We start from the raw sequence: 11,383 nt of genomic DNA, 5'->3' as shown, positions 1-11,383 counted from the left end.
TTCCGTATCCCTTTCTCGCGATGAGCATACTGGGACGAGCGTTCTACCGATACAGAGACGCGCCCGGTCGGTGACCCCGATTTCGAGGGTCACGGAAGCCGTGCTAGAGTCATTATTGTGACGCGGGGTGGAGCAGCTCGGTAGCTCGCTGGGCTCATAACCCAGAGGTCGTAGGTTCAAATCCTGCCCCCGCAACCAAAAAAGCCCCTGATCTGTATCCCCAGATCAGGGGCTTTTTCTCTCCCCAGCCCGAGTCCCCTCCTCAGCCATCGATCCTCGCTCCTTCCGGGCGCACGCCAGTGCGCCCGGAAGGAGCGAGGATCGATGGCTGAGGAGGGAGGGCCCGTGCGGGGCTATCTTCCTTCTGCGGCGATGGCGGCTTGCAGGGCCTGCTGCAAGCGGGAGTCCGCCGCGCCGTAGGCGGCCCAATCGCCGGCCTTCAGCGCCGCTTCCCGGTCGGAGAGCGCCTGCTTGGCCTGCTGAAGCGCCCTTTGCAGGGCGGCGTTGCTCTGCGTCCCCGAGGAACCCGAGCCGCTGCTCGACCCACCGGCACTCGATCCGCCCCCACCGCTCGATCCACCCCCGGCACTGGAGCCAGCGTCGCCACTCGATCCGCCGCCGGAGCCACCGGGCGTGGCCGGGACATTGTTGTCGCCGGCCGTCGCGCCCGAGTCGCCGCCGAACAGCGAGTCGAGCGCCTGGTCCAGGGTGTCCTCGAACGCGATCTTGTCGCCGAAGGCGACGAGAACCTTCTGCAGGATCGGGTAGCTGGTCTCACCGGTCGATTTGACGTAGACCGGCTGCACATACAACAGGCCACCTCCCACCGGCAATGTGAGGAGGTTGCCGTTGGTCACATCCGTCTTGCCCTGTCTCAGCAGGTTAAGTTCCTGAGACACGGTCGGATCGGAGTTGAAGTTGTTCTGCACCTGCCCCGGCCCCGGGATGGTGTCGCTGGAGGGAAGCGAAAGGAGTCTGAGCTTGCCGTAGCCAGGGGCCACTTTTCCCTTGGTCGAGCCGGCGTCCGCGTCCACCGCCAGATAGCCTTTCAGGATCGACCGGCTGGAGTCGCTCGCGGCCTGCGGGATGAACGTGGTGTAGAGCGAGAACGTCGGAGCTTTCTGTCCCGGCATCTGCATCGTCAGGTAGTACGGCGGTTGCAGTGTCGGGTCCGTCGGTGACGAGGTGGGGTCGTTCGGCGTCGTCCAGGCGTCGTCTCGCGAGTAGAAGGAACCCGCGTCGGTGACGTGATACTGGCCCAGCACCGAGCGCTGCACCTTGAACAGATCAGACGGGTAGCGCACATGCTGAAGCAGCTGGGCGCTCATAGCACTGATCGGCTTGATGGTCGACGGGAAGATCTTCTGCCAGGTCTTCAGCACCGGGTCCTTGGCATCCCAGGCGTAAAGCGTGACCGAGCCGTCGTAAGCGTCCACGGTCGCCTTCACCGAGTTTCGGATGTAGTTGATGTCGTCGAAGGCATAGGCCGACTTCGGCGTCTCGGTGTCTGCGATGGCATCGCTCAGGCTGCCGACGTGCGAATAGGGGAACTGATTGCTCGTGGTGTACCCGTCGACGACCCATTTGATGCGGCCGTCGATGACGGCGGGGTAGGCCTGCGAGTCCATCGTCAGGTAGGGGGCCGCCTTCTTCACGCGCTTGATCGGGTCGCGATCATAGAGGATCTGCGAGTCCTTGTTGACGGCGGTGGAGAGGACGATCTGCTCGTCCTGGAACTTCAGCGCATAGACCAGACGATTGAAGATGTTGTCGAGCTTTGGACCGCCGTCGCCACTGAAGGTGGTGTATGTCTGCTGGGCGTCGTTGTCGCCACCGGGGTAGTCGAGTTCGATGGATTTGGCGCTCTTCTGCGCTCCCACGATGGAGTAGGTCGGCGACTGCTGGCCGAAGTAGACGCGCGGTTCGTATGCGCCGAACGTCCCCTGGGTCGGGATGCCGTACTCCATGAACACGGGCTGGCCGTCGCTGGAGCGCTGGTTGCCGTACGCGGCGACCATCCCGTAGCCGTGGGTGTAGACGACCGTGTCGTTGTACCAGCTGCGGCTGGTGAGGCCCGACTGGTTCAGCTCGCGCACCGAGACCACGGCGTCCTGTTGGCTGCCATTGAGAGTGTAGCGGTCGACATTGAGGTTCCGCGGGAACGAGTAGTACTGGCGGAACTGCTGCAGCTGCTGGAACGACGGGCTGATGACGGCCGGGTCCATGATCCGGATCTGCGCGGTGGTCTGAGCGTCCTGCCGCAGAGCGCCCGCTTCGGCGCTCGTCGTGGCGTTGTACGGAACAACGTCGATATCGCTCAGGCCGTAGGCGTCCCGGGTGGCTTCGATGGAGTCCTGGATGTACGGCGTCTCGAGTGTCTTCTGGCTCGGCTCCACCTGGAAGCGCTGGATCGCCCACGGGTAGATCGCGCCAATGACGAGAGCGGCCACGATAAGCAGCGCGGTTCCGACGACCGGGAACCGCCAGCGGCCGGTGAACGCGGTGACAGCGAAGAGGAGGGCCACGAACACGGCGGCGACGGCCAGCACGGCCTGGCCCGGGATCGTCGCGCTCACGTCGGTGTAGGCCGCGCCGTTGATCATATTGTTGACATTGGCATCGGTCACGGTGGCATAGCGATCCAGCCAGACGCTCACACCCTGGAGCAGCAGGTAGACGGCGGCAATGACCGAGATCTGCACCCGGGCCGCCCGGGCGATGCGCACCTCACGGCCACTGAGCCGGATCGAGCCGTACAGATAGCAGGTCGCGAGCGTGGCAAGCAGCGAAATGAGGACGACCGCCGAGGCGAAGCCGACCGCACTGCGGTAGAACGGCAGCGCGAACAAGTAGAAGCCGATGTCGAGGTGGAAGAGCGGGTCCGTTTTGCCGTACGGCGTGCCGTTGATCCACATCGCGGCCGTCTGCCAGCGGCTGGCCGCCGAGACACCCGCGAAAATCCCGAAAACGATCGGGATGCCGTACATCGCGAGCCGCCGCAGCGGCTCGATCACCTGCTGGTAACGGTCCAGCTGACTGTTGAGCTTCGCGTAGACAGGGCGCAGCCGGTACGCCAGCTGGATGACGACCCAGAGCGGCAGGGCCATCCCCAGGAATCCGACGAAGAACATCGCGATGGCCGCGAACCACTGCGTTGTCAACACGCTGAGGAAGCCGAACTGCTGATACCAGAGGATGTCAGCGTACAGTCCGGCGAAGATGAAGAACAGGATCACCAGCGCCACGATCACCCCGAGAGTGGTCCAGACGGCCGCCCGACGGCGTCCTGGGGATCGAACTGCAGCTGCTGACGTCACCTATGGGCCCTCTTGCTCTCGCCTGACATGGATCGGAACCCATCCTAGGCGAGCATCGCTGGAAAAGCCTCCCTCCGCCCGCGGCCGGGAACCGGACGGTCTGGGAAGGCTCAGGAGGCCGGGCAGCGTGGCAGGCCGTCTGTGCTCGCCCCCGCGCTCACGGCCTTCAGCACCTTCAGCGAGTCGACGAGCTTCGTGACCGCAAACACTTGCAGACCGGAGGGGATGTGACCGGTCACCTCATCGCAATTGGACCGCGGCGCGAGGAAGTACTGCGCACCGCCGGTGTCGCGAGCGGCATACATCTTCTGCCGGATGCCGCCGATAGGGCCGATCGTTCCCACGTTGTCGATCGTCCCGGTGCCGGCAATCTTCTTGCCGCCGGTGAGCTCGTCCGGCGTCAGCTTGTCCATGATGCCGAGCGCGAACATCTGGCCGGCGCTCGGGCCGCCCACATCGTCCAGCTGGATCTTCACCTCGAACGGGAAGGTGTAGTCCATGCCCGCACCGATCCCGAGCACGGCACGACCCCCGCTCTCCACGGGGGTCAGCTGGACGGTGCTCGCCGCGCCGTCCCGCACGATCCCGAGTTCAGCCGGCTTCGAGGTGCCGTTCTTCTCGACGAGGCCGCGGAGGCCCTGGACGCTCTGCACCGTCGCGCCGTTGACGCTCATGATCTCATCCCCGTCCTTCAGCACGGTCGCCGCAGGCGTGCCCTTGATGAGCTGTTTGACGGAGACGGCCTGGGGGAACTCGTAGCCGAGCTGAGTGAGCGCGGCGGCGACGGCATCCTGCTGCGAGTCCACCATCAACGCCGCGTTCTCGGCGTTCGACTGCTGCGTCGTGGTCCCGGGCGGGAACACGGCGTCGATCGGCAGAACCGCGCGGCTCGGGTCGAACCACGCACCCAGGATGTCGAGCCAGCTCGGCCGCTCGTCGGGGTTCCCGTCGACCGAGACTGTCAGCAGGTCGAGGGAGCCCGAGGTCGGGTAAGTCTTCTGTCCGGGGATGCTGATCAGCTCTTTCGCATCCTTGGACGGTGCGGCGCCGACGCGCTGGTCGGTCCCGAGCGTATTGAAAACGGGCCCGGGCCGCTCGATGACGAACGGAGCGGGCACGAGCGCGAGCACCAGTGTGAGAACGACGGCGAGGGCGACCGCGACCCAGCCAGCGACGACGCGCCGGGAGGGAGCGACGCTCCCGGGCTGACGGAGGTCGCCGTCTTCGCCGCCCTGCGCTCGGCGGTATGGGTCACCGTCGTCGAGGAGGATCACGTCCAGCTGGTCCCTTCGGTTATGTTCGCCACAGGCGCACGCCGGGCCAGGCGGGCATGGGCCGATTTTCACCCGGCTCTTGGGTGTCACGGGCTAGCGTAGAGGGCAAGCCTGGAAAGCCGTAACCAGACGGCCGGGAAAGATTCGAGACGAAGGGCGCGCTCATGGGCGAGGAACCGGACAAGGACCCGGAGAACGAGTTCCGGGACATGCTGCGCGAGTTCCTCTCCGGCGGCTCCGCGATCGACCCCGGTCAGCTCGCCGGCGCCGCCAGGCTCCCGAACGACCCGGCCAGCATCCAGCAGCTGCTCGGACAGCTGCAGAACGCCCTGCTGAACCCCGGCGGCGGCGTCAACTGGGACCTCGCGACCCAGCAGGCACGCACGCTGGCGAGCCAGGGCGCCCATTCCGCTGCCCCGGCGGAGCACGCGACGCTCGACCAGGCCTTCCATATCGCCGAGCTCTGGCTCGATGGGGCCACGACCGTCGCGGGACTCCCCGGCGCCCCCGAGCTGATCGGCCGCGCGGAGTGGGCGCGCCAGACGATGCCGCTGTGGACTCAGCTCGCCGAGCCCGTCGCCCTCAGCATCTCCGACGCCCTCACCCGTGTGCTGACCGAACACGCTCCCGAGGAGATGCAGGGGATGATCCAGAACGCGGGCGCCCTGATGCGATCGGTCGGCGGCGCCCTCTTCGCGATGCAGCTCGGCCAGGTGGTCGGACAGCTCTCCAAGGAAGTCGTCTCCGGGGGCGACATCGGCATTCCGCTCCTGGCGGAAGGCACGGCGGCGCTCGTCCCCCAGAACGTCGCGGAGTTCGGCGAGGGACTCGACATCCCGGCCGACCAGGTCCAGCTCTACCTCGCGGTGCGTGAGCTCGCCCACGCGCGGCTGTTCCGGCACGCCAAGTGGCTGCGCCTGCAGCTCATCACCCAGATCACCGCTTTCGCGAAAGGCATCGCGATCGAAACCGCGCGTCTGGAGTCGCTGGCAGAGAACTTCGACCCGGCGAACCCCGAAGAGCTGCGCAAGGCGATGGTCTCCGGCGCCCTCATCCCGCCGAAGAGCGAGGACCAGCTGGAGACGCTCGGGCGTCTCGAGACGATGCTCGCGCTCATCGAGGGCTGGGTGGATGTCGTGACCACCAGCGCGACCGGCCTCCTGCCGCGGGCCGACGCGATCGCGGAGACAGTGCGCCGACGCCGCGCGTCCGGTGGGCCGGCCGAGTCCGCCTTCGCGACGCTCGTGGGCCTGGAGCTCCGGCCGCGCCGCCTGCGCGAGGCCGCAGCGATGTGGCGAGCGGTGACGGAAGCCATCGGCCAGGAGGGACGTGACGCCCTCTGGTCGCACCCGGACCTGCTCCCCCAGCCGAGCGACCTGGACGATCCTTCCCCGCTCGTCGCGCGGCTGACCGCGTTGGCGTCGGGAGAGGAACCGGAACGAGACGCGGTCGACCAGGCGATCGAGGACCTGCTGCGCGAGGACGGGGAGCGACCCGCCGAGGGGTGACCGGAACAGCGCCACTTCTCTTTTTTGCCCAAACATTATCCTGTGGATAACCGCCGGGAAGCGTCCGCTGCTGGCAGGGTGGCGAGATGGCACTGGCACTCGCCCCTCGCATCCAGCGCGTCTGGCGCTCCCCGAACGCCCTCCAATTCGGCATCGACGCGCCTGTGCTCGTTCTCGATCCGTTCGGGACCGTCGAGGAGCGGATGCTCGCCGCGCTCGCGAGCGGGGTGTCGCTCGGGGTGCTCGAGGTGGTGGCACGGACAGCGGGCGGAGCGCCGGGAGCCGCCGCGCAGCTGCTCGGGCTTCTGGGACCGCTGATCGTCGAGAGAAACGCGGGCGGGGTCAGCGAATCCGGGAGTCCGCCGCGCAGACCGCCGATGGTCGTGGTGGACGGCGGCAGGCGCACCGCTGAGAAGCTGGGCGGGATGCTCCGGGAGGGCGGCGTCGCCGTCCGGGAAGCCGGCTGGCCGGAGCCGCCTCGGGAAGGACCGAGCGCCGGAGCCCCGCTCGGCCCCGCTGCGCCCGTTGCCGCGCCCGATGGGGTCACCGCACCCGAAACGCCGATCGCCACAGCCGATCACCGCCGGGACGCGGACCCGGCGTAGCCGGCGATGGCCGCGCAATTGCATGTCGCGCCGCTGCCCGCGGAGTCGAAACTCGTGAGCGCTTCGGTGGCGTCGACCGCAGCGGGACTGGTCTTGGGGGTCCTCGACGGGGCACGCCCGAAGCGGCACGGCCAGCGCTATCTACGATCGGGCTTCAGCGCACTGGGCCGAAGTGGAGCGGCCAGCGCATCCCGAGTGCGGGTGCGTCCGGCCCGATGCGGCACGGCCGGTGCGGCCGTGGTGAGGGGATGCGGGGCGTCAGGCGCGCCGCTGGTCGACCGCGGGCGCCGCGAGCTCCGCCAGGAAACGCGACGCCTGGCGCAGAACCGGGCGTCCCGGCTGAGCGCTCCGCTGCGCCCAGCTCAGGCGGAGGCGCTTGCGGGCGCGGGTGATGCCGACGTAGAGAAGGCGACGCTCCTCGTCGATCTGCTCGAACGAGCTCGCGTAGCTGATGGGGACGAGCCCCTCGCTGAGGCCGATGAGATAGACCGAGTCCCACTCGAGGCCCTTGGCGGCGTGCAGGGTGCCGAGGGTGACGGCGGCGAGGATCGGCTCGTGCTGGCCCGCCTGACGGGCGAGGAGTTCGTCGGTGAAACGGCGGAAGGAGGTGCCGGCGGGGACGTCGTCGACGAGACCCATGATCGCGTTGAGCGACTCCCAGCGGTCGCGGACGGCTCCGCGGGCCTCCGGAGGCTGCACGGACCAGCCGAGAGTGCGGAGGACATCGCTGACAGACTTGAACAACGGCTCGTCGGTGGCGGCCATGCTCGCGGCGCGCAGCGTCATGATCGCCTGACGGACCTCGGGCAGGTCGAAGAAGCGCCGGGCCCCGCGCACGGTGTAGCTGATGCCCCGGTCGCCGAGGGCTTGTTCGAGGGCGGCGGACTGAACGTTGACCCGGTACAGGATGGCGATGCCCTCCGGGCGGGCCCCGGCGGCCAGCTCGGCGGCGATCGCTTCGACGACGGCGCGGGCCTCGGCGCGGTCGTCCTCGAACTCGGCGGACGGGGGGACGTCGTCGCCGGGGCGGGGTTCGGCGACAGCGTGCAGGGTCAGCGCTCCCGCACGTCCGCGCATGAGGTTGTTGGCGGTGCGGATCACGGCCGGTGTCGAACGGTAGTTCTGCTCCAGCCGGACGACCGTCGCGCCCTGGTGCTCGCGACCGAAATCGAGGAGATAGTCGCTGCGGGCGCCAGCGAACGAGTAGATGGTCTGGCTGGCGTCGCCGACCACGCAGAGGTCCTTGCGGGGACCGAGCCACAACCGGAGGAGCTGGTGCTGAAGGGGGGAGACATCCTGATACTCGTCGACGACGAAGAAGCGGTACTGCTCGCGCACCTGCATGGCCACGGAGGGCTCGACCTCGATCATGCCGGCGCAGGCGAGGAGGACATCCTCGAAATCGAGCTGCTTGCGCTCATCCTTGAGCTCTTCGTAGGTCCGGTGGAGGTCAACCAGCTGCTCCGGGCGGAGCGCGCCGGGGATCGAGCGTTCGGTCAGCCGCTCCGCGTACTGGTCGATGCTGAGGCCGGTAACCTTGCGCCACTCGATCTCCGCGGCGACATCCCGGAGCGTCGCCGTGTCCACGCGCGCACCGAGCTTCTCCGCGGCGTGGCCGAGAACGCGGCCCTTGCCGTCCAGAACGCTCGGGAGCTGGCCACCGACCACCTGGGGCCAGAAGTAGTTGAGCTGAGCCAGCGCAGCGGAGTGGAAGGTCCGCGCCGCGACCCCTCCGGCCCCGAGCTGGCGGAGGCGTCCGCGCAGCTCGGCGGCGGAACGGGTGGTGAAAGTGAGGGCCATCACGCGGTTCGGCGTGAACGCCCCGGACGCGACGCCGTAGGCGATGCGGTGGGTGATCGCGCGGGTCTTGCCGGTTCCAGCGCCGGCGAGAACGCAGACGGGACCGAACAGCGCTTCGGCCGCGACGCGCTGCTGATCGTCCAGGCCGGAGAGGAGCCGCTCGGGGGTCACGGGCGGACCGGAGGCTCGTCCAGAGGACCGCCATACCAGTCCTCGATCAGCGCGCGGGCGATCGAGGAGCGGCCGGGCAGAATGACCCGCTCACGGGACTCCCACAACTGCGACCGGCTGAACCAGCGAAGGCTGAGGATCTCCTCGCCATCCGGTTCGAGGGCAGCGGCAGGCTGGTCGTCGGCGAGCCGCGCGGTCATCCCGACCATGATGGAGGCCGGGAAAGGCCAGGGCTGCGAGCCCTTGTACCGGGCGTCCACCACGCGCACACCGGCCTCTTCGAAGATCTCCCGCTCGACAGCCGCTTCGAAGGACTCGCCGGGCTCCACGAAACCGGCGAGCAGTGAGTAACGCGAGTGCTCCCAGAGCGCGTTCGAGCCGAGCAGCAGACGGTCGTCGGCGTCCAGAACGGTCACGATCACGGCGGGGTCGGTGCGCGGGAAGACCTCGGATCGGTCTTCGGCGCAGCGGCGCACCCAGCCGCCCTGTTCCACAACGGTGGGCGTCCCGCAGCGCGGGCAGTGCGTGTGCGAAGCGTGCCAGCTGGCGATGGCGAGCGCCTCGGTGAAGAGCCCGGCGTCCCGATCGTCCAGAGCCGTCGCGACGGCGCGGAGACTCCCCCAGCGCGCCTCATCGGGCTCGAGCTCGCGCGCAGCGGCATCGGTGAGCACTTCGAGGACGACCGGGGTCCCGGCAGGCTCCGGGGACGTGTCCGCCCGTGTGCGGCCGAGGTAGACGCGCAGCAGAGCGGCGGGCACGCGCTCGACCGGCAGCAGAGCGACGGCGGCGGTCCCGGCGTCCGGGACGCTCCAGCCGTCGCCCGGCGGCGTCGCGTCCGGAACGCTCTCGGGGGTGAGCAAAGCGCGTCCCTGCCACAGGGCGAGCACGCGGGTCACCGGCTCCGCCCAGAGCTCGTCGAACAGCGCCGGACGCGAGCGCGCTGTGTGGTCCCGATCCACAGCGTGCCGCGACAGCGGAAGCGCAGCGAGCGGCAGAGCGACGGGGGCGGACGACATCGAGATCCTTTCAAGGCGTGGCGGAACTCCTCGCGCGAGGATGGCCGTTTAGCCTGGAAGCATGGCCAGATCCCCTCTCACTCTAGCCGCGCTGGCCGCCTCGGCCGTGCCCGGCCTCGCCGTCTCCGGGGCACGCCCGCACAGCGGCGACGGAGCCGGTGAGTTCGACTCCGCGCTGCTGACCGCGCGGGACGGCAGCACCCTCATCGTCCGCGTCCCGCTCAGCCAGGTCGCCGAGACCGAGCAGAGCGCAGATCTGGTCGCCCTGCGCGCCCTCACCGCCGGTATCCGCAGCCGGCTGCCGTTCGACGTGCCGCGCTACCTCGGCCAGGCGCCCGTCGGCGGCACCCGCGCCATCGTCTACGACTACCTCCCGGGGCACCACATCGACGTGGAGGACATCCCGCCCGGAGACGGCCTCGCCGGGTCCATCGGGAACGCGATCGCGACGATCCACGCCCTCCCCACCAGCTTCGTCGGCGAGGCCGGCCTCCCGGCCCTCACCTCCGCCGAATGTCTCGCCTCGACCGTCCAGGTCATCGAGTCGGCGACCGCGACCAGCCTGGTTCCGGCCGCGCTCCGGGACCGGTGGCGGGACGCGGTGGCCGACCACTCGGTGTGGCAGTTCCAGCCGAGCGTCATCAACGGAGCCCTCGGCGTCGAATCCTTCCTCGTGGAGGACGACACCGTCTCAGCCGTGCTCGGCTGGTCGACCCTCCGCGTCGGCGACCCTGCCCGCGACCTCCACTGGCTGCTCGCTCTGAACCCGGACGCCACCGACGGCGCGCTCGGCGCGTACGCCGCCACCCGGCAAGTGGCGACCGACCGCCAGTTCACGCAGCGGGCCATGCTCTACGCGGAGCTGGAAGTCGCGCGCTGGCTCCTGCACGGCCGCGGGCTCCGCGACCAGAGCATCGTGGATGACGCGGTGCAAATGCTCGACGGCCTCGTCGACCGCGTACACAGCAATACCGCGACCCCACTCTCGATGGCGACCGGCCCGATCCTCGCGGTCGGCGATGTCGAGGCGCTGCTGGACCGCACGCCCGGCGACCGTTCGGGGGCGCGCAGCGACGGGATGCGGCCGGTCGCGGAGCAGGACGCGGGCTGATCCACGGCCTGAGCACGCTCGGCCCGATCGTTGGCGGCAAAGGATGACATGGCGATCGCGCGACAGCGCGCGCATCGATCGGTACGACGATTCATTCGTCATAGAGCAGCCAGTTTCGTTCGCGGCGCTTCCAAGCCGAACTGGACCGCCACGGGTTGGTTGGATCGATGGGCCGGGTCGGCGCCGCCGGGACAACGCCGCCATGGAATCATTCTTCGCCCTGCTCCAGAAGAACGTGCTCAACACCCGCCGGTCGGTCACCCAGGACAACCTCCGCCTCGCGATCGTGACATGGATCGAACGGATCCACCACCGACACCGACGGCAACGCGTCCTGGGCACATTAACGCCCGTCAAGGCCAGATCGGCCGCGCCGAAGATGTGCAGTCCGCTACGATCCGGTCCCCTTCACCGAACGGAAAAGGGTGCCCCCGCCAAAAGACGAGGGCACCCAGACAGCTCCCGGCCGGATCAAGCCCCGCCACCAGCCGTGAAAATATCCTGCGAGATGCGGTCGAGCTGAGTCCTCAGCTCCTCAAGCTCCTGCTTAGCCTTATCCAACGCAGCCTTGGTCTCCGGCC

The 11,383-nt window shown here is 68.7% G+C and carries 7 protein-coding genes, 1 tRNA gene and 1 pseudogene; 5 read left to right on the top strand and 4 right to left on the bottom strand.

The features are described 5' to 3' along the window. Nucleotides 1–121: 121 nt before the first annotated feature. Nucleotides 122–198, top strand: a tRNA-Met gene (locus LXX_RS04635). 155 nt (nucleotides 199–353) lie between these two features. Here LXX_RS04635 and LXX_RS04630 read toward each other — a convergent pair. Then, nucleotides 354–3,317: a UPF0182 family membrane protein gene (locus LXX_RS04630; protein WP_011185817.1), complete on the bottom strand. Its 2,964-nt coding sequence runs from the start codon at nucleotides 3,315–3,317 to the stop codon at nucleotides 354–356. A 110-nt stretch (nucleotides 3,318–3,427) separates the two neighbouring features. Further along, nucleotides 3,428–4,591, bottom strand: coding sequence for a YlbL family protein (locus LXX_RS04625; RefSeq protein ID WP_011185816.1), 1,164 nt, complete (start codon nucleotides 4,589–4,591; stop codon nucleotides 3,428–3,430). A 164-nt stretch (nucleotides 4,592–4,755) separates the two neighbouring features. On the opposite strand from LXX_RS04625, the gene LXX_RS04620 reads away from it, so the two are divergent. Together LXX_RS04620 and LXX_RS04615 are read left to right on the top strand one after the other, a co-directional pair. Next, nucleotides 4,756–6,099, top strand: coding sequence for a zinc-dependent metalloprotease (locus LXX_RS04620; RefSeq protein ID WP_011185815.1), 1,344 nt, complete (start codon nucleotides 4,756–4,758; stop codon nucleotides 6,097–6,099). 86 nt (nucleotides 6,100–6,185) lie between these two features. Continuing rightward, nucleotides 6,186–6,704, top strand: a complete 519-nt coding sequence (locus LXX_RS04615; RefSeq protein WP_011185814.1) for a hypothetical protein — start codon at nucleotides 6,186–6,188, stop codon at nucleotides 6,702–6,704. A gap of 258 nt (nucleotides 6,705–6,962) precedes the next feature. Here the strand turns inward: LXX_RS04615 and LXX_RS04610 are convergent, their stop codons facing one another. Both LXX_RS04610 and nudC read right to left on the bottom strand, forming a co-directional pair. Then, complete coding sequence (locus tag LXX_RS04610) at nucleotides 6,963–8,675, bottom strand: ATP-dependent helicase (protein WP_011185813.1); 1,713 nt, start codon at nucleotides 8,673–8,675, stop codon at nucleotides 6,963–6,965. Beyond that, the gene (gene nudC, locus LXX_RS04605) at nucleotides 8,672–9,691 is read right to left on the bottom strand and encodes an NAD(+) diphosphatase (protein WP_011185812.1); all 1,020 of its coding nucleotides are present in this window, start codon (nucleotides 9,689–9,691) and stop codon (nucleotides 8,672–8,674) included. Before nudC ends, LXX_RS04610 begins: the two co-directional genes overlap by 4 nt. Before the next feature lie 61 nt (nucleotides 9,692–9,752). Here nudC and LXX_RS04600 point away from each other — a divergent pair, with 61 nt between their 5' ends. Both LXX_RS04600 and LXX_RS15435 read left to right on the top strand, forming a co-directional pair. After that, nucleotides 9,753–10,802 carry a phosphotransferase gene (locus tag LXX_RS04600; RefSeq protein WP_011185811.1) on the top strand — a complete coding sequence of 350 codons (1,050 nt, stop codon included), beginning with the start codon at nucleotides 9,753–9,755 and terminating at the stop codon, nucleotides 10,800–10,802. Between the two features lie 107 nt (nucleotides 10,803–10,909). Continuing rightward, nucleotides 10,910–11,160, top strand: a pseudogene (locus LXX_RS15435) (IS3 family transposase); the annotation flags it as partial. Between the last annotated feature and the right edge of the window lie 223 nt (nucleotides 11,161–11,383).

The organism is Leifsonia xyli subsp. xyli str. CTCB07, assembly GCF_000007665.1.
Taxonomy (GTDB): Bacteria; Actinomycetota; Actinomycetes; order Actinomycetales; family Microbacteriaceae; genus Leifsonia; species Leifsonia xyli_C.
Note: the sequence above shows the minus strand (reverse complement) of the source record. Positions and strands in the feature narration are given on the sequence as shown.

Coding starts and splice junctions, on each gene's coding strand:
- LXX_RS04620 (WP_011185815.1), top strand. CDS start 4,756: ATGGGCGAGGAACCGGACAAGGACCCGGAGAACGAGTTCCGGGACATG.
- LXX_RS04615 (WP_011185814.1), top strand. CDS start 6,186: ATGGCACTGGCACTCGCCCCTCGCATCCAGCGCGTCTGGCGCTCCCCG.
- nudC (WP_011185812.1), bottom strand. CDS start 9,691: ATGTCGTCCGCCCCCGTCGCTCTGCCGCTCGCTGCGCTTCCGCTGTCG.
- LXX_RS04600 (WP_011185811.1), top strand. CDS start 9,753: ATGGCCAGATCCCCTCTCACTCTAGCCGCGCTGGCCGCCTCGGCCGTG.